The organism is Rugamonas rivuli (assembly GCF_009380165.1).
GTDB lineage: Bacteria > Pseudomonadota > Gammaproteobacteria > Burkholderiales > Burkholderiaceae_D > Rugamonas > Rugamonas rivuli.
Genome location: NZ_WHUF01000001.1, coordinates 517692 through 538628 on the forward strand (window position 1 = coordinate 517692; position 20937 = coordinate 538628).

Annotated in this window: 18 protein-coding genes; 9 read left to right on the forward strand and 9 right to left on the reverse strand. The window is 65.6% G+C overall.

Annotated elements, in window-relative coordinates:
* The first annotated feature begins 11 nt into the window (after positions 1–11).
* Complete coding sequence (gene prsR / locus GEV01_RS02320) at positions 12–1358, forward strand: PEP-CTERM-box response regulator transcription factor (protein ID WP_152801302.1); 1347 nt, start codon at positions 12–14, stop codon at positions 1356–1358.
* 3 nt (positions 1359–1361) lie between these two features.
* Here prsR and GEV01_RS02325 read toward each other — a convergent pair whose 3' ends face one another.
* Genes GEV01_RS02325 through GEV01_RS02350 form a run of 6 tightly spaced genes read right to left on the reverse strand, consistent with a single transcriptional unit; the run spans position 1362 to position 5865 of the window.
* Entirely contained in the window at positions 1362–2009 is a 648-nt protein-coding gene (locus GEV01_RS02325) for a tetratricopeptide repeat protein (protein WP_152801304.1), read from the reverse strand.
* Positions 2006–3256 (reverse strand): glycosyltransferase, encoded by a 1251-nt coding sequence (locus GEV01_RS02330; RefSeq protein ID WP_152801305.1) that lies wholly within the window; start codon positions 3254–3256, stop codon positions 2006–2008. Before GEV01_RS02330 ends, GEV01_RS02325 begins: the two co-directional genes overlap by 4 nt.
* Positions 3250–4098, reverse strand: a complete 849-nt coding sequence (locus tag GEV01_RS02335) for a hydrolase 1, exosortase A system-associated (RefSeq protein WP_152801307.1) — start codon at positions 4096–4098, stop codon at positions 3250–3252. Before GEV01_RS02335 ends, GEV01_RS02330 begins: the two co-directional genes overlap by 7 nt.
* The gene (locus tag GEV01_RS02340) at positions 4095–4916 is read right to left on the reverse strand and encodes a hydrolase 2, exosortase A system-associated (RefSeq protein ID WP_328595416.1); all 822 of its coding nucleotides are present in this window, start codon (positions 4914–4916) and stop codon (positions 4095–4097) included. Before GEV01_RS02340 ends, GEV01_RS02335 begins: the two co-directional genes overlap by 4 nt.
* Positions 4913–5155 (reverse strand): acyl carrier protein, encoded by a 243-nt coding sequence (locus GEV01_RS02345; protein ID WP_152801309.1) that lies wholly within the window; start codon positions 5153–5155, stop codon positions 4913–4915. Before GEV01_RS02345 ends, GEV01_RS02340 begins: the two co-directional genes overlap by 4 nt.
* 8 nt (positions 5156–5163) lie before the next feature.
* Positions 5164–5865, reverse strand: a complete 702-nt coding sequence (locus GEV01_RS02350) for a GNAT family N-acetyltransferase (protein ID WP_152801311.1) — start codon at positions 5863–5865, stop codon at positions 5164–5166.
* A gap of 157 nt (positions 5866–6022) precedes the next feature.
* Between GEV01_RS02350 and GEV01_RS02355 the strand changes: the two genes are divergently transcribed.
* From GEV01_RS02355 to GEV01_RS02365, 3 genes are read left to right on the forward strand one after another with little or no spacing between them, the layout of a single operon-like run.
* On the forward strand, positions 6023–7603 hold the full coding sequence (locus tag GEV01_RS02355) for an acyl-CoA ligase (AMP-forming), exosortase A system-associated (protein WP_152801313.1): 1581 nt from the start codon (positions 6023–6025) through the stop codon (positions 7601–7603).
* Positions 7603–8841 carry a pyridoxal-dependent decarboxylase, exosortase A system-associated gene (locus GEV01_RS02360; RefSeq protein WP_152802289.1) on the forward strand — a complete coding sequence of 413 codons (1239 nt, stop codon included), beginning with the start codon at positions 7603–7605 and terminating at the stop codon, positions 8839–8841. The genes GEV01_RS02355 and GEV01_RS02360 overlap by 1 nt, the downstream gene beginning before the upstream one ends.
* Positions 8838–10670 (forward strand): asparagine synthetase B family protein, encoded by a 1833-nt coding sequence (locus tag GEV01_RS02365; protein WP_152801314.1) that lies wholly within the window; start codon positions 8838–8840, stop codon positions 10668–10670. Before GEV01_RS02360 ends, GEV01_RS02365 begins: the two co-directional genes overlap by 4 nt.
* On the opposite strand, the gene GEV01_RS02370 is transcribed toward GEV01_RS02365, so the two are convergent.
* The gene (locus GEV01_RS02370) at positions 10647–11537 is read right to left on the reverse strand and encodes a polysaccharide deacetylase family protein (protein WP_152801317.1); all 891 of its coding nucleotides are present in this window, start codon (positions 11535–11537) and stop codon (positions 10647–10649) included. The two genes, GEV01_RS02365 and GEV01_RS02370, sit on opposite strands and share 24 nt — an antisense overlap.
* Positions 11534–12829 carry a putative O-glycosylation ligase, exosortase A system-associated gene (locus GEV01_RS02375; protein WP_152801319.1) on the reverse strand — a complete coding sequence of 432 codons (1296 nt, stop codon included), beginning with the start codon at positions 12827–12829 and terminating at the stop codon, positions 11534–11536. The genes GEV01_RS02370 and GEV01_RS02375 overlap by 4 nt, the downstream gene beginning before the upstream one ends.
* Positions 12830–12928: 99 nt before the next feature.
* Here GEV01_RS02375 and GEV01_RS02380 point away from each other — a divergent pair, with 99 nt between their 5' ends.
* From GEV01_RS02380 to GEV01_RS02400, 5 genes are read left to right on the forward strand one after another with little or no spacing between them, the layout of a single operon-like run.
* Positions 12929–15010, forward strand: a complete 2082-nt coding sequence (locus GEV01_RS02380) for a glycosyltransferase (RefSeq protein WP_235914148.1) — start codon at positions 12929–12931, stop codon at positions 15008–15010.
* Between the two features lie 9 nt (positions 15011–15019).
* The gene (locus tag GEV01_RS02385; RefSeq protein ID WP_152801321.1) at positions 15020–16465 is read left to right on the forward strand and encodes a lipopolysaccharide biosynthesis protein; all 1446 of its coding nucleotides are present in this window, start codon (positions 15020–15022) and stop codon (positions 16463–16465) included.
* A 37-nt stretch (positions 16466–16502) separates the two neighbouring features.
* Entirely contained in the window at positions 16503–17549 is a 1047-nt protein-coding gene (locus GEV01_RS02390; RefSeq protein WP_152801323.1) for a glycosyltransferase, read from the forward strand.
* The gene (locus GEV01_RS02395; protein ID WP_328595417.1) at positions 17539–19023 is read left to right on the forward strand and encodes an MBOAT family O-acyltransferase; all 1485 of its coding nucleotides are present in this window, start codon (positions 17539–17541) and stop codon (positions 19021–19023) included. Before GEV01_RS02390 ends, GEV01_RS02395 begins: the two co-directional genes overlap by 11 nt.
* Positions 19024–19025: 2 nt before the next feature.
* Entirely contained in the window at positions 19026–20192 is a 1167-nt protein-coding gene (locus GEV01_RS02400) for a hypothetical protein (protein WP_152801328.1), read from the forward strand.
* Here GEV01_RS02400 and GEV01_RS02405 read toward each other — a convergent pair.
* On the reverse strand, positions 20189–20935 hold the full coding sequence (locus GEV01_RS02405; RefSeq protein ID WP_152801330.1) for a class I SAM-dependent methyltransferase: 747 nt from the start codon (positions 20933–20935) through the stop codon (positions 20189–20191). The two genes, GEV01_RS02400 and GEV01_RS02405, sit on opposite strands and share 4 nt — an antisense overlap.
* Positions 20936–20937: the final 2 nt, after the last annotated feature.

The window sequence follows — 20937 nt, forward strand, 5'->3', positions numbered from 1 at the left end:
GGAGCGAGACTATGGGAAAAAGTAAATTGCTGGTGGTGGAAGACGATACGGGTTTGCAGAAGCAGCTGCGCTGGAGCCTGGACGCTTATGAAGTCGTGGTGGCTGACGATCGCGAGTCGGCCATGGCGCAGCTGCGCCGGCACCAGCCAGCGGTGGTCACGATGGACCTGGGCCTGCCGCCCGATCCGGACGGCGCACGTGAGGGGCTGGCTTTGTTGCAGCAGATGCTGGCGGCGGCGCCGGATACCAAGGTGATCATCCTGTCCGGCAACCAGGTGCGTGAGCATGCGCTGAAGGCGATTGCCATGGGGGCCTACGATTTCCACCAGAAGCCGCTGGATGCCGACACGCTGTCGCTGGTGGTGGCGCGGGCCTTCTATCTGCACACCATGCAGCAGGAAAACCGGCGCATGCTGCAAATCCAGTCCGATTCGCCGCTGGCCGGCATCATCAGCCGCGACCCGGGCATGCTGAAGGTGTGCCGCAGCGTGGAGCGGGTGGCGCCGTCGTCGGCGTCGGTGATGCTGCTCGGCGATTCGGGCAGCGGCAAGGAGCTGATCGCGCGCGGCCTGCACCGCCTGAGTACGCGCCATGACAAGCGTTTTGTCGCCATCAACTGTGCGGCCATCCCCGAGCAGCTGCTGGAAAGCGAGTTGTTCGGCTACGAGAAAGGCGCGTTCACCGGCGCCCAGCGGCAGACGCTGGGCAAGCTGGAACTGGCGCACGGCGGCACCTTCTTCCTCGACGAGATCGGCGACATGGCGTTGCCGCTGCAGGCCAAGCTGCTGCGCTTCCTGCAGGAGCGCGTGATCGAGCGGGTCGGCGGCCGCCACGAGATCAGCATCGACGTGCGCATCGTCTGCGCCACGCACCAGAACCTGAAATCGCTGGCCGACAGCGGCCGCTTCCGCGAGGACTTGTTCTACCGCTTGAGCGAGATCGTGCTGTCGATACCGCCGCTGCGGGAGCGGGTCGGCGACAGCGCCTTGCTGGCGCATCACTTCAAGAACAAGTTCTGCGCCAGCGAGTCACGCTCGGCCCTGCATTTCAGTCCCGAGGCGCTGGCAGCGATCGAGGCCTATCCCTGGCCGGGCAATGTCCGCGAGATGGAAAACTGCATACGGCGGGCCGTCATCATGGCAGATGGCCCGCAGATTGCGCCGCTGGACCTGGGCCTGCCGGACGGCGCCGAGGGCGATGCCAGCGTCAACCTGCGCCAGGCGCGCGAGGCGGCCGAGTACAAGGTGATGGTGCAGGCGCTGGCGCGGGTCGACGGCAATATCGTCAAGGCTGCCGAGCTGTTGGGGGTGAGCCGTCCGACCTTGTACGACTTGATGAGCCATCACGGCTTGAAGTAACGCCTAGTCCGATTCGCGCCACTGGCCGGCCGCCGTCAGCTGGTTCTTCAAGCCCGGCAACGGGAAACCCATGGAGTAGGCCTTGTGGGCGCTGGCGCGGGCTAGTTCGTAGTCCTTGCGTTTCAGGTAGAGCAGTCCAAGGTTGTAGTGGGTGGTGGGGTTTTCCGGTTCCAGGCGGGCCGCTTCTTTCAGCTGGTCCAGCGCGGCGGCGGTCTGGCCCAGTCCCAGCAGGTAGGCGCCGTACAGCGCGCGGACGCGGGCGTCGTCGGGACGGAAGCGCATGGCGCGGTCGAAGAAACAGTCGATCGAGTAGCGGGCGCCGACCGGCTTGCGGTTCTTGTCGCGCAGCGCCAGTTTGGTCATGGCGGCCAGTGCGCGGTGGTGGTTGGGGAAGTGCTCCAGCGTGTAGCTGATGTCGGCGCCGAGCGGGCCGGTGGCGCCGCGCACCAGCCGTTCGACTTCCGGAGTGAAATGGTAATTTTCGACCACGCTCAGGCCTTCGCGGTCGGTGGCGTTGGTGTAGTCGCCGCCGGGATCGTGGCGTACGTAGCTGCCGCAGTCTTCGATGGCGGCTTGCGGCGGCATGGCTGCGGCGATGCCGGAGGCGAGTATCAATAGGGCGGGACAGGTCAGGCGGGCGTTGAGGTTCATGTCGGCTCCTGGGCGCTGGCGCGGTCCAGCAGTGCGGCCAGCTGGCGGGTGCGGGCGGCGCGCGAATGGCTGAGGATCAGGGAGGGCGCGGCGCGCGGCGCCTGCTTTGTGCGGCACAGCTGCAGAAAGCGCATCAGCTGGGCGGCGATGTCGCTGGCGTTGTCGAGCTGGCCTATCGTGTGGATGCCGGCGTGGCGCAGGGCGGCTGCGGTGTCGCCGGCGGCGTCGGCCAGGGCCAGCAGCGGACGGTCGGCGCGCAGGTATTCGTAGAGCTTGGCCGGAATCTGGTCGTTGCAGTTGGCGGCCTGGAGCAGCAGCAAGCCATCGGCGCCCAACATTTCGGCCAGGGCCTCGCGGTGAGGCAGCGGCGGAGCCAGTTCGACCAGATCGGCTGCGCCCGGGTGGCGCTGCATCAATGCACGCAGGTGATCGTCGTGCGCGCTGGCGCGCAGGCGCAGACGGAAATCACTGGGGGCGAGGCGGCCTTCGTTGCGCAGCTTGGCCAGGGCAGCAAACAAGGGGCCGGGGTCGCGTTCGGATGGGTAGATGACTCCGCTGTGCAGTAGCGTGAACGGGCCGTTCGGCGATGTTGCCGGGGCCGGTGCAGTCTCGGCATCGATGAAGCTGGATTCGTCGTAGCCATTTTCGATCAGCACCAGGCGTTGTGCGTTGGCGCATCCATGGCGCTGGCCCAGCCGCTGCAAGGCGCCCGGCGTGGCGCACACGACGGCGGCGGCCTGGCGCATGGCTTGCTGCTCGATCCAGCCGTGGATGCGGCGGCGGCGGGGATCGGGCGGGTAGCCGGTATCGACCATGGGGTCGCGCTGGTCGGCTATCCACGGGATGCCGCTGAGCCGGTGCAGGCTGAGCGCGATCAGGTGGGCGGTGGCGATTGGATAGCTGGACCAGATGGCGTCCGGCCGGTATTTGCGGATCAGCCGCAGGCCCGCCGGCACGGCGCCCAGCCACCAGGAGATCCAGCGGTCCGGTTGGGCCAGCAGTTCAAGGTAGCGCCCGCGCAGCGCGAGATGGCGGGAGCTGTCCAGCGCGAAACTGCGGTGCACTGGCACATGGGGGGGATCGTCTTCGGCGCCGATGTCTTCATACGCGCGCGGGTGGACCGTCAATACCAGCGGCTGCCAGCCGTGCTGCGGCAGATAGCGCGTGAACGCCAGCGTGCGGTGGATGCCGCTGCCGCCGCTCATGGGCGGGTAGTGATAGGCGATCATCAGTACGCGTTTTACCATGATGAGATCCAGGCGAGGCAGGCAGCGGAAACGTCGGCACGCCAGTGCTTGCTGGAGAAGGTGTGGTTGGCGTGCGGAACGTGGCTCAGTTGCACGCGTGGGCCGGCGAGAAGCTTGCGCCAGTGAGGATGGTGGTCCGGCAGCGCCGAAAATTCCCTGGCGCCCAGGTCCGCGCCGCTGAGCACGATGAGGATGCGACCCTGGAACTCGGACAGGGCGCGGTGTAGACGCTGCGGCAAGGAAGGCGCGGACTTCGCGCTTTCACCCGCGTTCGGCCGTTGTCTCGCCGCGGCCGCCAGTTCGATGACGGAATGCACGGTACGGCCGATGTGCAGCGTGCCACCGGCAAGCTTGCGCCAGAAGCCGCGTTCCAGCAGGCGCTGCACGTAGTAATGGCGCAGCGTTGCGCGGGCATGACCGTGTTCGGTGCGCACCCAGGGGTTGAGCATGACGAGCCCGGCGACGCGGGGATCGCGCGCCGCGTGGCAGGCTGCGGCAGTGGCGCCGTCGCACAGCCCCCACAGCACCAGCTCCTTCATGACCGGCATCAGCCTGAAGAATTCGGCGATGGCAGCGTCGAGATCGTCGTCCACTTGTTCGAAGTTGTGCGGATCGCCTTCGCTGTCGCCCATGCCGCGATAGTCGAAGCGCATCACCGGGATGCCGGACGCGGCCAGTTCCTGCGCCATCAGGACGAAGTGGCGGTGGCTGCCGACGCGGTACTGCGGGCCGCCCGTGACGATCAGCACGCCGCGTGGCTTGGGCACGGCCGGAAGATCCACGACGCCGACCAGCCAGCAATCGCTGCAGGAGAAATACACCGCCCGGCGTTGCCCGTTCATACCGTTTGCACCGGCATGGCGGCCAGCGTGGCCTGGATCAGTTCGGGGACTTCGGCGATTTCCGGCGTAGACCAGAAGGGGACGCCGGGCAGCGGGAAGGCGTCCACTTCGGCGCCTGCGCGTTCCCAGCGCTCCAGCAGCAGGGCCGACGCCGGTTGCAATGCGGCGGCTTGTTCCGGCGGCGATAGTTCCAGCCATTGCACAGCGCACGGCGGCGCGCTGGAGGCTTCGGCCTGCTGGATGGCGTCGGCCAGTTCGGCTGCCAGCATGTAGCCGGCCACTTCGCTGGCCTTGGCCGGCAGCGACGGCGCGGACTGGGACGTGCCCAGCATCCGGGCCGCGTTGTTCAGGCGCATGAATTGGTGCAGATGGGCGCGTCCGCTGACGACCGCTTGCCACATCACCAGCCCCGCCGGCGCCGGCCGCGCTCGCGTCGCGAACTGCAAGGCCAGCAGGGCGCCGAGGCGCAGACCCCACAGGTAGGCGGGCGCTGGGCAATGCTGCGTCAGCCATCGCCAGCCCAGCGCGAGGTCGGCCAGCCACAGGTGCCAGCGGGCTTCCGCGAAGTCGCCGCTGCTGTCGCCGCAGCCGTACAGGTCCAGCTGCAGCACGCCATAGCCGGCGCGGGCATAGGCGCGCGCCTGCAACGCCGCCATGCGCCGGCTTCTATTGAGCTCTTCCGCGAACGGATGCACATACAGCACCGAACCGCGCAGCGGCACATCCGGGTGCGGCGGGTGGTACAGGCAAAAGCGTTCGCCCACATCCGCCGGCAGAAAGAAGGGTTCCGCGTGGGGCCGCTGAAGACGAATGCTCACGTCAGTTTTCCTTCCACGAAAGAGGTCAGGGTGCCGACGGTGGCGAAGTGGACGGCGCTGATTTCGTCGTCCTCGACGGTGAAGCCGAATTGCTCCTCCAGCGCCATGATCAGGTTGACGACCGCCATCGAATCAAGCTCGGGCAGGCTGCCGAGCAAGAGTGTTTCCTGATCCAGGGGCCTGGCGCCCAGACCCAGCGTGGCGCGCAGAATCCGGCAAACTTGATTGGGTACGGGCATGTAGCCTCCTAGGGGGCGATGTCTTGCAGCGAACTGGTGTCGAGCGTCAACTGCGGGCAATCGGATGGATGGCGCGAGAGATGGAAATAGGGCGCCAGGGTCGCCCACATCCATTGCCAGCGGCCGCAGCGCAGGAAGAGCGCGCCGCCCAGCCGGACCACGCCGATGCGCGCGTGCGCCCGCATCGAAGCGGGGTTGAAGGCGGAAATCCGGCTACACGTCCAGCGCACGCCGCGCTGCCGCAGCTGGCGCCGGGCGGCTTCCCACAGGCGCGGGAAGACCCAGCCCACGCGCTCCTCCGGCCGTACCCAGACATCGAAATCCCACGTCGCGCGCGATGACGCCAGCCGGTAGCGTACGCGTACTTCGTCTTCCAGATAGGTATCGGAAATCAGCCACAGGAAGCCCGCCAGCTGTCCTTTGCGCCAGGCCGCCAGGCTGCTCGCGCCCTGGGCGTAACGCTGGCTCACCACGCTGTCCGGACGGGGATAGTCGGGCGGCCTGGCATCCGCGGAGGTTTGCTCACGGATTTCGATGTCCAGCCCGCGTGCGCCGAACAGCGGGATGTCGCCGACGTACTGGGCCACAAAATGGTAGCGATGCAGCGCCCAGGAGCCGGCGCTGGCCGCCGCCAGCAAGTGGCCGAGCCAATACAGGATGGCGTTGAGCCAACCCAGTTGCGCATAAGTTTGACGCAGGCCGGTGGTCATGGCGGCGAGTCTGAATGTGAGCGGAATTCGAATTAGACTCCTCTGTCGATGCAGCGAGTTTGAGCCAGCACAAGCGAACGCCATGCTTGAGCGAGATCAAGAACCGAGGGGCGATTTATCTCAATCATAGGGGGCAGTCCTTCTATGGGGTGTCGCCATGACGCAGTTAGTTCACCAATTAATTTTTCAGTCGGCGCAGCGCGAGCCCAGGCGGCAGGCACTGTCCTACCAGGGTGTCGGGCTGAACTATGTCGCGCTGGCGCAGATGGTGCAGGTGGCCGCGGCCGCCTGGGTGCACAACGGACTGGGGCGTGGCGAGCGGCTGGCTGTCTTCATGGAAAAGCGCGAAGAGGCAGTGGTAGCCATGTTCGGCGCGGCCGCGGCCGGCGCGGTGTTCGTGCCGGTCAATCCCGTGCTGAAGCCGGACCAGGTCGCGCACATCCTGGCCGATTGCGATGTGCGGATATTGGTGACGACGCGCGAACGGTACAATATCCTGGCGGCAGCGTTGGCGACGTGTCCGGCGTTGCGCAAGGTGATCGTCATCGGTCCGATGGAATCCCTGGCGCCTCCGGATGGACAGCAGTTGCTGGCATGGCGCGATTGCATGCGCGATGCGCCGCAGCTGGCGCCGCATGCGTGCATCGATACCGACGTTGCCGCGATACTGTACACCTCGGGCAGCACGGGCAGGCCGAAAGGCGTGGTGCTGTCGCACCGCAATCTGGTGGCCGGGGCGCTGAGCGTTTCTTCTTATCTGAGCAATACGCCGGAAGACCGCATCCTGTGCGTGTTGCCGTTGAGTTTTGACTACGGGCTAAGCCAGCTGACCACGGCGTTTGCCGTCGGCGCCTGCGCGGTGCTGCTGAACCACCTGCTGCAACGCGATATCCTCGATGCCGTCCAACACGAGCGCATCACCGGGCTGGCCGCCGTGCCGCCGCTGTGGATGCAGCTGGCGGAGCTGGATTGGCGTCACGCGCAGCGGCTGCGCTACATCACCAACTCCGGCGGCGCCATGCAGCGTCACACGCTGGCGGCGCTGCGCAAGAGCTTGCCGTACACGCAGATCTACCTGATGTATGGCTTGACCGAGGCCTTCCGTTCCACGTTTCTGGCGCCGGAACAGCTGGACCGGCGGCCCGATTCCATCGGCAAGGCGATTCCGAACGCGGAAATCCTGGTGCTGCGCGGCGATGGCTCCAGCTGTGCGCCCAACGAGCCGGGCGAACTTGTGCATCGCGGCGCGATGGTGGCGATGGGCTACTGGAACGATGCGCAGCGCACTGCCGAGCGCTTCCGTCCGCTGCCCGACCGCCTGGGTGGCCTGCCGGTGCCCGAACTGGCGGTCTGGTCCGGCGACACCGTGCGTTGCGACGACGAAGGCTACCTGTACTTTATCGGCCGCAGCGACGACATGATCAAGACCTCGGGCTACCGCGTCAGTCCGACGGAGGTGGAGGAAGTGGTGTACGCGACCGGTCTGGTGGCCGAGGCAGCCGCGCTCGGCGTGCCGCATGCGACGCTGGGCCAATCCATCGCCCTGATCGCGGCCGCCATGCCGCAAGGCGCCGTCGACAGCGCGGCGTTGCTGGCTGCCTGCCGCCAGGCCCTGCCTGCCTACATGGTGCCGGCGACGGTTGAGATTCGCCAGACGCCTTTGCCGCGCAATCCAAACGGCAAGATCGACCGCAAGCTGTTGGCCGATCAACTGGCCGGCTCACGGTGCGAGCCGTGATGGCGCCGCTGGATGCGCCGCAGCACGTCGCGTTGAACCAGTTCCCGGTACTGGAGGATGTTCTGCTGCTCGGGGGCATCCGGCTGACGCGGCTGGCGGAGCGCGTCGGCCGCACGCCGTTCTATGCCTATGAACGCAGCCATATCGCCACCCGCGTCGTCACGCTGCGGCAGACGCTGCCGGAAGGCGTGCATCTGCACTACGCCGTCAAGGCCAATCCCATGCCGGCGCTGGTGCAGATGATGGCTGGGCTGGTGGATGGGTTTGACGTCGCGTCCGGCGGCGAGATGAAGGTGGCGCTGGATGCGGGCATGCCGGCCGATTGCATTAGTCTTGCCGGGCCTGGCAAGCGCGATGAGGAGTTGCGGTGTGCGGTGGCGGCGGGCGTGCTCCTGCATCTGGAGTCCGAGGGTGAAATGGAACGCGCCGCCCGCATAGGTGGCGAACTGGGCATGGTGCCGCGCGTGGCGGTGCGCGTGAATCCGGATTTCGAATTGAAGCTGGCGGGCATGAAGATGGGCGGCGGCCCGCGCCAATTCGGCGTCGATGCGGCGCGGGTGCCTGCGATGCTGCGGCAGCTGGTGTTGCTTGGCCTGGATTTCCACGGTTTCCATTTGTTTTGCGGCGCACAGAATCTTTCCGCCGCAGCCATTTGCGAGGCGCAGCGGCTCAGCGTGCAGCTGGCTTTGCGACTGGCTGAGCATGCGCCCGCGCCGATGCGCATGTTGAATATCGGCGGTGGTTTTGGCGTGCCGTATTTCCCCGGTGAGCGTGCGCTGGACTTGCCCGCTGTCGCCGATGGCGTGGCGCAGTGCCTGAACCTGCTGCGGCAGGCCTCGCCAAAGACCACCCTGATCCTGGAGTTGGGCCGCTATCTGGTGGCGGAGGGCGGTATCTATGTCTGCCGCGTGCTGGAGCGCAAGCGTTCGCATGGGCAGACGTTCCTGATTACCGATGGAGGCCTGCACCAGCATCTGGCGGCATCGGGCAATTTCGGCCAGGTGATCCGCAAGAACTATCCCGTCGTTATCGGCAATCGTGTGCATGGCGGGCCGCGTGAGACGGTGTCGGTGGTCGGTCCGCTGTGCACGCCGCTGGATCTGCTGGCCGACCGCATGGAACTGGCGCGCGCCGAGGCCGGCGACCTGGTGGTGGTGCTGCAGTCCGGAGCCTATGGATTGACGGCGAGCCCGACTGCGTTTCTCGGCCATCCTGCGCCGTTGGAGGTGTTGGTATGAGTGGCTTGTGCGGCTATCTGGGTACTACGGAAGGCGCAGCGGTCCAGCACCTGCTGGCCGGCATGGCGGCGCCGTTGGTACGTTTTGACGATAGCCCGATCCGCATCGCCGCCGCGCAACGGGGCGGCATCGCCGTGGCGGCCGCTGCGGGCAGTGCCAGCGTACACGGCAGTGGTGGCGTGCTGGTGGCGGTGTGGGGGCGTCCCCTGTTGAATGGTTGCGCCGAGAATCTTGCTGAACGTTTTTCCGCTTTGTGGCAGATTCATGGCGCGAAGGCTTGCGCAGCCTTGTCCGGTCCGTTCGCGGTGTGCGCGATGGCGGAGCCGGGCGGCCAGTTGCTGCTGGCCATCGACCGCAGCGGTGTGCACACCATGCACTATCAGCAGCTGACGCAGGGCGTGTTGTTCGGTTCATCGGCTGCGGCGCTGCAGGCCCACCCGATGGCCGTGAAGACGCTGGACCCGCAGTCCATCTACAATTATCTGTATTTCCACACGGTGCCGGCGCCTCGCACCGTGTTTCGCGGCCAGCGCCGCCTGCAGCCTGGCGAGTATGTGCAGTACCGCCACGGTCATCTGGAGACTGGCCAATATTGGAAGATGGAGTATCAGGAAGAAAGCAATATGTCCTTTGGCGAGCTCAAGCGGCAATTCCTGAGCACGCTGGAGGGCTCAGTGCGGCGTTCGTCCGGCGGCGCCAGGACCGGCGCCTTCCTGAGCGGCGGGACGGACAGTTCCACATTGGCCGGCATGTTGGCCAGCGTCAGCGGCACGGCGCCGCGTACGTACTCGATAGGTTTCGATGTCGCGGGCTATGACGAAATGCGCTACGCCCGCATTGCAGCGCGCCATTTTGGCGCCGACCATCATGAGCTGTACGTGACGGCCGGCGACGTCGCCAGCGCCATACCGCGCCTCGCGGCCGCTTCGGACCAGCCTTTCGGCAACTCGTCCGCCGTACCTGCCTATTATTGTGCCAACATGGCGCGCGCCGATGGCGTGACGCGTTTGCTGGGCGGCGATGGCGGCGACGAACTGTTCGGCGGCAACGAGCGCTATGCGCACCAGGCCGTGCTTTCGCGCTACGAACAGTTGCCGTCGGCATTTCGGCAGGTGGCGCTGGAGCCTTTGCTGTTCGGCCTGGCCGGCCAGCTGGACTTGACGATGTTGCGCAAGGCGCGCAGCTATATCGAGCAAGCGCTGATGCCTATGCCTGCGCGGCTGGAAACCTACAATCTGCTGCAGCGTTATGGGCCGGCGGAGGTGCTGCATGCTGATTTCCTGGCCGGCGTGGACGAGAGCGGGCCCATCGGCCAACTGAACGATTGCTACTGGCAGGGCAAGGGGCTGAGCCAGATTAATCGCATGCAGACCCTGGATCTGCGCTACACGCTGGCCGACAACGATTTGCGCAAGGTCAGCCTGGCATGCGAACTGGGCGGCGTGGAGGTAGCTTTTCCCTTCCTGAGCGACGAGATGCTGGCGTTCTCGGGGCGGTTGTCGCCGAAGGACAAGTTGAACGGCACGCAACTGCGTTACTTCTTCAAACGGGCGCTAAGGGGCTATCTGCCGCCGGCGATCCTGCGCAAGAAGAAGCATGGCTTCGGGTTGCCGTTCGGCCACTGGTTGCAGCGTGACGCAGGCTTGCAAGGGCTGGTGCTCGATAGTTTGAGCGACCTGAAGAAACGGCAGATCATCCGGGCCGACTTTATCGACCGTTTGATGCGCACGCTGATCGCCGAGCACCCGGCCTATCACGGCACGATGGTGTGGGTGCTGATGATGCTGGAGCAGTGGCTGGCCCGGTCAGATGCGCCGGTTCGCAAGTAGACGCAGCAGAAAGCGCGGACGGTCCTGTTCCCAGGGCGTGTAGCGCGGCAGTTGCAGCGGGTCGCTGGCGGCATCGGCGGCGCCGGACACGGTGCTGAATGCGGCCGTGAAACCCGTCGCCTTGACCATGGCGACATGGCGCTGGTCGTAATCCAGGCCTGGCTTGCCGTTTGGATAGGCGAACAGCGTGACCGGCGTTTGCGTAATGGCTTCCAGTGCAGTCTTGCCTCGGACGATGTCGGCCAAGGCGTCGGCATCCGGCAGTCTCGCCAGGATCGGATGCGACGCCGTATGCGCGCCGATTTCCATGCCGGCCGCCTGCAATTGCCGGAGCTGATGTGCGCGCATCATTAATTCTTCGGCCGGCGCTGGCGCCATGCCGCGCGCCAGATCATGGCGTTGGCGCGGGGGCAGGTATTTCAGCGCATCGAGCAGGCGGTCAACGGCCAGCTGCTTCTGGCGTAACGTCTGCACCGGCAGCGCCGCGCAGCCGGGCGCCGGTATCTCCAGCACTTGTTGCTGTGCATGGCGCACGCCGGCAATTACATCGTCGTTCCACATCCGGCCGCCGTTCAGGTAGTCGCTGGCGATGAAGAAGGCGGCGGACAGCCCGTGGCGTTGCAGCACCGGCAGCGCCCATTCGGCATTGTCGGCGTAGCCGTCGTCGAAAGTGATGCAAGCGGCCCACGCCGGCAGCGTCCCCTGATGCAAGCGGGTGATGGCCTCGCTTACCGGCAGGACACGGAAACAGCGCTTCAGCAAGGCCATGTGGCGGTCGAACAGGCGGGCATCCGGCAGCTCGGGCAGCAGCGGATCGGGTTGCGCCAGCACCCGGTGATAGACCAGTATCGACAGGCGCCGGCTCATGGCTGCCCGATGGCATGGCGCCCGCCGCCGACGTGGCCCAGCATGGCCGGACTGGCTGAGGTTTGCTGGCCTGCGACCAGCAGGCGGGTGGCGACGATGACGCCCATCAAGTAGTACGGAACGTCGAAATACAGCAAGCTCAGGAAGGCGCCGCCGACTGCGAAACCGGCGAAACTGGCTTGTATCATCGTCGCAAGTTGCTGGGCCCATTCCAGTTCCGGCTGGTTCCTGCTGTGCCGTACGATCCAGGCTGCCGAACGCCAGGTCATGCCGAGCAGCAGCAGGTACAGCCCCAGCCCGACGAATCCATGTTCGCCCAAAGCCTGGAAGTAAATGCTGTGGGCGGCGTGGATGTCGGTGGGATTGGGCGCGTACAGGAAGAAAGTGCCCGGTTCGGCGATTTCGAAGCCGCCGCCGAAGAAGCGGTCTCTGGCCAGGTTCCAGGCCATGTACCAGGCGTTGATGCGGCCCATCGCGGATTCGTCTTCCTGGTAGGTGCCGATGCTGTCCATGCGTTCGCTCCAGCGCTCCGGCATGAACAGGAAGGCCAGCGGCGCCAGCAGGACGATCAGCGCGCCGCCGGCCAGCTTGTGGCGGCTCTTCAGCCACATGAAGACGACCATGGCGGCGATCGCCAGCAGGCCGCCGCGCGAGTAGGAACCGAGGGCCGCCAGCGCGCTGAGCAGCATGGTCGCGCTCAGGCCGCGCCGCAGCCAGCGCTGCTCGCTGCGCTGCTGCAGGTAGTGCATCAGCGGTATGGTCATGATCAGGGCCAGCGCGATGGCGTTGTTGTCGCCGATAAAAGTCCCTTCCGGCCCCCAGACGCGGTCGACGCCGCCGCTGCGTATCGTGAAGATGCCGCCTTTGACGCCGTAGTAGCCTATCGACATGGTCAACACCCACATCAGGCGCTGGATGTCCTCGCGGCTGCGTATCACCGTCATCGTTACCAGGCTCATCAGCATGATCTTCATGACCTTGCTCCATTGCGTGTAGGCCGGTTCGGGATACAAGGCAAACAGGGTGGTGACGTTCATCCACAACACCAGCGTGATCAGCGTGAACGTGATGCCGGACATCGGCAGCGCCTTGGGCAGGCGCGAGAGGGCGACGCTGAACAGCGTGGCGACGGCGACGATAAAGGCGAAGGGGAAGGTGGTGGCAAAGCCCCAGCCCTGCGTGTGCGGATTCATCACGCTGATCCACACCCACATCAGCACGCCGTTGACGGGATTGCGCAAGATCAGCGGCAGGCTGCCGAAGACGATGAGGGTAATCAGTATGTCGCGCATGGCCGGGGAAACTCGTTGATGCGGCTCAACGATGCCATTGAGCCTGTCACTACACTGGATTGTCACGTGCTGCAATCATAGGATAGCGAGGATGCACCCTTGTTGACCGTTCTCATGGCGACTTGTAATGGCGAGCAGACCTTGTCCAGGGTGCTGGAGGGATATTGCCGCTTGCAGGCGCCGCGCCAGGCCTGGCAGTTGCTGGTCGTCGAGAACGGCAGCAGCGACGGTACGGGCAAGCTGGTCGCCGGCTATCAGGACCGGCTGCCGCTGCATCTGTTGCGCAGCCCGCATCCAGGCAAGAACGCGGCGCTGAACCTGGCGGTGGAATGGGCCTTGCGCAACGACCGCGGCGAGGGCCTCTATATTTTCAGCGACGACGATGCGACGCCCGCGCCGGATTGGCTGCGGCAGTGGGAAGCCTGCGCCGCCGCCCATCCTGAGTATGCCGTCTTCGGCGGCGCCATAGAGCCGGATTGGGCGCATCCGCCGCCCGAGTGGCTGCCGCGCCTGGTGCCGACCGGCTTGACGTTCGGCCTGACCGCCCCCGACTTGCCGGACGGTCCAGTCTTCCCCGGGCTGGTGTGGGGCGCGAACATGGCGGTGCGGCGGGCGGTGTTCGCGGCCGGCTATCGCTACGACACGATGATCGGTCCCAACGGTGGCGCCTACGCCATGGGCGGCGAGACCGAGCTGACCCGCAGGCTTGCGCTAGCCGGCTATCCGGCCTGGTTTTGTCCCTTGGCGCGGGTGGGGCATTACATCCGTCGGCATCAACTGACTGCCGAATACGTGCTCGACAAGGCATGGCGCTACGGGCGCGGCAAGTACCGACAGGACCGGCCGGGCACGTTTCCCGAATGGCTGGGGGTACCGCGCTGGATGCTGGCGCGCTATGCGCTGGAATGCCTGGGCTATCTGCGGGCTCGCCTGACTGGCGCCGGCGACCGGCTGTTTCTGCGCCGCTGGGAGCTGGCTTATCTGCGTGGCTATTTTTTTGAAGCCAGGCTGGGGCGGCGGGGCACTGGCCGCCAGGTCTTGATCACCAGTTACTCGGGCGAACTGGGCGGCATGGAGATGCGCATGGCGCAGGAGGTCCGCTATCTGCGGCAGGCTGGTGCGGATGGCAGCCTGGCGCTGCGCCGCTTCGCAGGCATCGACGCGTGGGCGGCGCAGCTGGCGCGCGAACAGATCACGGTGGCGGAGTTCGATCCGCCCCGTTTTTTCGAGCAATGGGCGTGGCGCCGCTGGAATCTGCTGCGGGCGCGGCTGTGGGCTGCGCGGCGGTTGCGGGCGTTTCGCGCGGACCTGGTGCATGTGGCCTGGTGCTGGACGAATTATGGCGCTTCCGTGTTGTGGCTGGCGCGCTACTGCCGTTTGCCTGCGGTGGTCAGCGTGCATAACGCCTTTCCGGCGGCGGAGATCAGCGCCTGGCACCGGCCCTTGTTGCGGCAAGCCTTCGATGGCGTGCGCGGGGTGTACGCGGTATCGCAGTCCGCGCTGGAACACTTCATGGCGATCTACCGGCCATATCTGCGGGCCTCCACGCGCGTCGCCGTGATACCGAACTGCGTCGACGTCGATCGCTTCAAGCCGGGCGAGGGCTTGCGCCATGCCGCGCGCTCGGCGCTGGGACTGCCGGAGGATGCGCTGGTGATCGGCGCCGCGGCGCGTCTTTCCGAGCAGAAGCGGCCGATGGCATTGCTTGAGTTGTTCGTGTCGCTGCGTCAGCGCCATCCGCAATTGTATCTGCTCATGGCCGGCAGCGGGCCGCTGGAGGTGGCCGTGAAGGAAAGGGTTCGCCAGGCCGGACTGGCGCCGTTCGTCGTCTTCACCGGTTTTGTCGCGTCGATTGAAACAGTGTTGCCGGCGCTGGACCTGCACATCCTGATGAGCTGGAACGAGGGCTTCGGCATTGCGACCATCGAGGCCATGGCCTGTGGCGTGCCCGTGGTGGCGACCGACGTGCCGGGCAGCGCCGATATCCTGCGCGACAGCCAGGGCGGCGTGCTGGTGCCGGTGCACGATCTTGAGGCGGCGTCGGCCACTGTCTCGGGTCTGCTGGACGATGCGGAGCGGCGGCGGAGCATGGGACGGTTGGCGCGGGAAGAGGCGGTCTCCCGCTACAGCTGCGCGGTGGTGGGCAAGCAGGTGCTTGCCTTTTACGATCAGCTGATCTGAGGCGCGGCGATGCAGGCGCGCTGGTCCTTCCTGGTTTCCTTCGCCGAGAAATACACCTTGCTGGTGCTGAACACGGCCGGAACGATGATACTCGCGCGGCTGCTCACACCGGCCGAGATCGGCGTCTACGCAGTCGGCGCCGTGCTGGCCGGCCTGGCGCAGGCTGTGCGGGACTTCGGCGTCGGGTCCTACGTGATCCAGGAAAAACAGCTGACCGAAGAAAAGTTGCGGGCGGCGCTGGGCACCAGCCTGTGCGTCGCGTGGTCGCTGGCGCTGGCGGTGCTGCTCAGCAGCGGCCTGGCGGCGCGCTTCTATCGCGATCCGCGCTTGAGTACGGTGCTGCAACTATTGTCGATCAATTTTTTGCTGATCCCTTTCAGTTCGCTGGCACTGCCGTATCTGCGGCGGCAGATGCGGTTTTCCGCGATCTTCGGGATCAACATCACCAGCAGCGTGACGCAATTGCTGGTTTCCGTCGCTGGCGCGTGGTTCGGATACGGCTATTTAAGCCTGGTGTGGGGCGCCGTCGCCGGCACCGTCGCCGCGCTGACGGCGAGCATCTGCTGCTGGCCGCGCGGCCTGCCTTGGCTGCCAGCGCGGCGCGGGATGAAGGCGATATTGTCGTTTGGCTCCATCTCCACCGCGAGCAGCGTTATCGACGAGCTCGGAGTCGCTGCGCCGGACCTGATCATCGGCAAGATGATGGGCGTTGCCGAGGTTGGCATTTTCGGCAAGGCCCAAGGGGTGGTCAACGTGTTCAACCAGCTGGTGACGGGGGCCATCTCGCCGGTGCTGTTCCCGCTGTTCTCCGCGCAGGCGCGTGCAGGCGGCGACCTGCGGCTGGCCTATCTGACCACCGCCAGTTACATGACGGTGCTGGCCTGGCCCTTCTTCGGTTTCGTGGCGATCATGGCGCCGGACGTGGTGCGGGTGCTGTACGGCGACCAGTGGGACGCATGCGTCCCATTGATACGCGTCATATGTCTGTCGAGTGCCTTGTATAGCATGTTCAGCATGGCGCGCTATCTGTTCGTGGCGATGGGGGCCGTGCGTACACAGGCCAAGCTCGAAGCGCTGTCGGTGCCGGTACGCGTCGTGGCCGTTTTGCTGGCGGCGCCATTCGGCCTGGAGTGGGTGGCCTGGGCGGTGGTGGTTGGCGCGGTATTCAGAAGCTGCTGGACTTTTATGTATCTGCGGCGGCTGGCGGGCTTGCAGCTGTGGGCTTTGATTGTCGCGGTCAGGTGCAGCGCGCTGGTGGCATCCGTCAGCCTGTGCGGGCCGCTGTTGCTGGTCGCCTGCTATCCGATGCAACCGGCGTACGCGTTGAACCAACTGATGATCGCGGCGCTGTCCGCCTTGCTGCCGTGGCTGGGGGCGGTACTTTGCTTCCGGCACGAACTAGCCGCCGAATGCACGCTGGCGGGACGCAAGGCCTGGGCAATGCTCGGCAAATAAGGGATCGTATATGCGCATAGGAATCCTTTCATATCCCATGTTGTTCCAGCGCGAGGGCGGCCTCCAGGTGCAGGTGCGCTCGACGCTGGACGCTTTGCAGGCCCAGTCCGCGCCGGGGCTGGAGGTGGAATTGGTCGATCCCAATCGCCAGCGCCTGGATCAGTTCGACCTGATCCACGTGTTCTCTGCAATCAACGGCAATCACCGGCTGGTGGAGCTGGCTGCCGACCTCGGCGTGCCGGTCGTGCTGTCGGCCTTGCTGTCTCCGGGCTGGACGAGGATGGACGGCATGCGCGCCAGGCTGGCGGACCGTCTGACCGGCCGCCTGACGGGCTGGGCCGTGCAGACCAGCTACGCGCAGACCAAGCGCGCCTTGCAGCTGGCGCAGTTGGTGATCGCGCTGGGGCCGGCGGAGCGTGACGCCATCGTCAGCGCGTTTCATACGCCGGAGACCAAGATACGCGTGCTTCCCAACGGCATCAGCCCTCATTTCTTCGGTGCGCGGCAGGAGGAGTTCCGGCGCTGCACGGGATTGACCGGGCCGTTTGTGCTGATGGTGGGGGCGATCTCTCCCTACAAGAACCAGCTGGGGCTGGTGCAGGCGCTGGCGTCGACCGAATTGCCGGTGGTACTGATAGGCAGGGCACAACGCCAGCACCAGAGTTATCTGCAGCAGCTGCTGGCGGCGCCACGGGTGCGTTGGCTGGGCCAGCTGGAACATGACGATCCCTTGTTGGCCAGCGCCTACGCCAGCGCTTCGGTGCTGGCCTTGCCCAGCCACGGCGAAGTATTCCCGCTGTCGGTGCTGGAGGCCTTGGCGGCGGGTACGCCGGTGGTGATGACGAACGAGAGCGCGCTCAACCTGCCCGATAGCAGCTTCGCCTTGCGTCAGTTGCATTGGGATGATGCGACGGGCCTGCGGCAAGCCGTCCTGGAACTGCTGGGTAATCCGCCAGAGCGCGCGGCCGTGCGGGCGCTGGTCGAACGCTATAGCTGGCAGCGCGTGGCCGAACAAATGGTTGCCTGCTATACCGAGCTGTATCACAGGACGCGGCGGGAACAGGGGACGCGCCGTGCTGTTTAATTCGTCGGGATTCTTGTTCTTGTACCTGCCGTTCGTGCTGGCCGGGTATGCCTTGCTGGCACGCGTGCGGCCGCGCTGGGCCACCGGGTGGCTGGCACTGGTGTCGCTGTTTTTCTACGGTTATTGGAATGTGCGCTATCTGCCGCTGCTGATGGCGTCGATACTCTTCAACTACTGGGTCGCGGGACGCATGCTGGCGGCCGTCGCGGCGCGGCGCAGGCGCTGGCTGGTGTTCGCGCTGGCGGCCAATCTGGCTTTGCTGGGGTATTACAAGTACGCGAATTTCTTTATCGGCAGCGTCAATGCGCTGACTGGCGCGCATCTGCAGGCCTGGGAGGTACTGCTGCCGATCGGCATCTCGTTCTTCACTTTTACGCAGATCGCCTTCCTGGTCGATTGCTATCGCGGGCTGGCCGGGGAGTATCGCCTGGTGCACTACACCTTGTTCGTCAGCTACTTCCCGCACCTGATCGCGGGACCGGTGCTGCATCACAAGGAGATGATGCCGCAGTTCGAACGGCCGCCCGGCTTGAACGCGGCCGATATGGCGGTCGGCCTTTCGATCTTTGTCGTCGGCCTGGCCAAGAAGGTGTTGCTGGCCGATCCCTTGTCGACGCTGGCCGGCCCGGTGTTCGCCGTGGATGCGCACCCGCAGCTGGTGGAAGCCTGGATAGGCGCGCTGGCCTACGCCTTCCAGCTGTATTTCGACTTTTCCGGTTACTCGGATATGGCGATAGGCTTGTCGCGGCTGTTCGGCGTGAAGCTGCCGCTTAACTTCAACTCCCCGTATCAAGCTGCGAACATCGCTGAATTCTGGCGCCGCTGGCACATGACCTTGTCCCGCTTCCTGCGCGACTATCTGTACGTGCCGCTGGGCGGCAATCGCCACGGCCGCTATCGCAACCTGATGTTGACGATGCTGCTGGGCGGCCTGTGGCATGGGGCCGGCTGGTCGTTCGTGGTGTGGGGCGGCCTGCATGGTGTGTATCTGGTGATGCATCATGGCTGGGGCGCGCTGGCGGGGCAGGGGCCGCCGCGCTGCTGGGGGCGGATGTTGACCTTTTTCGCGGTGCTGGCTGCATGGGTGGTGTTCCGCGCGCCAGACCTGTCGACCGCCGGCGATATCCTGCATGCCATGGTGGGAGGCAATGGCGTGGCCTTACCGCACGGGCTGGAGGCGTACGCATCTTATTTCCCGGTGGGCTGCAGTTTCGAGGGCATACGTTGGATCGACTTCAGCGGCGTGGCTATGCCGGCGCTGCTGCTTGCCATGGTCCTGGCCTTTGCCGCGCCGAATACGCAGCAGATCTTCCGCCACTACGCGCCGTGCATCGAGCAGCTGCTGGGTACGCCAAGCTGCTTGCTGTGGAGCTGGTGCCCGCACAGTTACTGGGGGCTGGCGTTTTCCATGCTGTTTCTTGCTTGCGTGTTTAGCATGAACCGGGTTAGCGAGTTCCTCTATTTCCAATTTTGATCATGGACCCGCGTAGTTACGTTACCGTCTTTTGTGGCAGCAGTGCGCTGGTGATCGGCACGGTGACGACGCTGAACTATCTGGTCGATCCCTACCTGACCCACCAGTGGCAAACGCCGCAAGTTCTGCGTTTGCAGCCGGGCCGGGAAAAATTGAGTGCCTGGGGCAAGACTTATGCGCTGGCCAAGTTCAAGCCTGCCGTCCTGTACGCCGGCAATTCCCGTACCGAGTTGGGCCTGCCGCCGCGCGCGATGGCTTTTGCCGGCCAGGCTGTGTTCAATGGCGCGCTGTCGGGCGCGTCACTGGGCGATGCGATGGCGATGGTGCGTCACGCGGCCCAGGTTGGGCAGCTGAAAACTGTGGTGTGGGGCATCGATGCGCCATCGTTTTCCATGGAGATCGGTAACACGGACTTCGACCGCGAACTGGTGGCCGATGGCCCGCTGTACCTGTGGCGGCGCGGACTGATCAACGCCAGGCGGGCATTGAGCTTCGATATGACGGCCGATTCGATCCGTTTGCTGCGCGGCACTTTTGGCAGCGCCTGTCATTCGAGTCTGGCCTTGTACGGCCAGCGCGACGCTGTCTGCGTGCGCGACCGCATCGACAGTCAGGGAGGAACCGGAGCGGCCGTGGCGCCCAGAGTCCGCGAATTCATCCGTGGGGCGGGGCCGACCGTCTCGGCGACAGTGGCCTTGGACAGCAGCGTGGCCGCCCTGTGCAAGGCCGGGACCGTCATTCGGCTGTACATCAACCCCACTCACGCGATGACGATCGACGGCTTGTACTGGGCCGGAAAATGGCCCGCGATGGAAGCCTGGCAGACAGGCCTGGCGGAGCTGGTACAGCGGCATCGCTCGGCGGGTTGCGATGTGCGCATCCATGATTTTTCCGGCTTCAACAGCGTGACCACGGAGGCCGTACCCCAGGTCAGCAAGCAGTCCGATATGCAGTACTACTGGGAAACGTCTCACTACCGCAGCAATGTCGGCGCCATGATCGTGGCGCGGATGTTCGGGCGCGGCGAGGCGCAGGACGATTTCGGCGTCGAACTGCGGAACGACAACGTGGCCGGCCATCTGGCCAGGATGCGCGCCGCGCGCGAACGCTATCACAGTGCGCATCCAGAGGAGACCGGTATCGTGCGTACCGTGGCGGCGGAACGCTAGCTGAAGCGCAACACGGCACAGCCCTTTTCGCAGCCAGGGGACGAATGCGCCAGCTTCGGAAATTCCTGCCGCCAGCGGCGCAGGATAGCTTGCTCGTCCGGCCGTGCGGCGTCGTCGAGGTAGACGGCGGCGCCGGCCGTCAGGCGAGGGAACAGCAGCGGCCCGGCCGGGTAGCGCGCCTGTGCGCGCGTGGCCTGCGGCGGCCCGTCGATCACCAGCAGATCGAAGCTCGGCAGCGCCGGCAATTGCGCCAGGTCGTACCAGGGCCAGGATAGTCCATCGAGGTCGTACGGCGTCAGCGGCGCGTCGATCACCGTGGCGAAATCCTGCAGGCCGTGGCGGCGCAGTTGGGCGCGGGTCTGCGCCGCGAAATGCACGTCGTGCTCCAGGCTGTAGACCTTGCCCCCGCCGTTCAACTGCATGCAGCGCGCCAGCACCAGGGTGGAAACGCCGCTGCTGCACTCCAGCACAGTCGCCTGCCGCAGGGTGCGCGCATGGCGGGCCACTTCCAGCAAAAAGTCGGGCGACGCGGCCCAGCCCCGCGTCGGCGGCAGGCTGTGGCGGAGATCGAGTTCGATGTACAGACCTTGCAGGGCCTCCAGCTGCCGGAACAGGCCGGCCTGGTCGTGGTGCGCCTGGTCGCGCACGTCGTACAGCATGATGTGCATGCTGCGCAGCTTGTGCAGCGCGTAGAGCGAGATTGCCAACAGCAGGCTCAGCACGGTGTAGGAAACGATGGGCATAG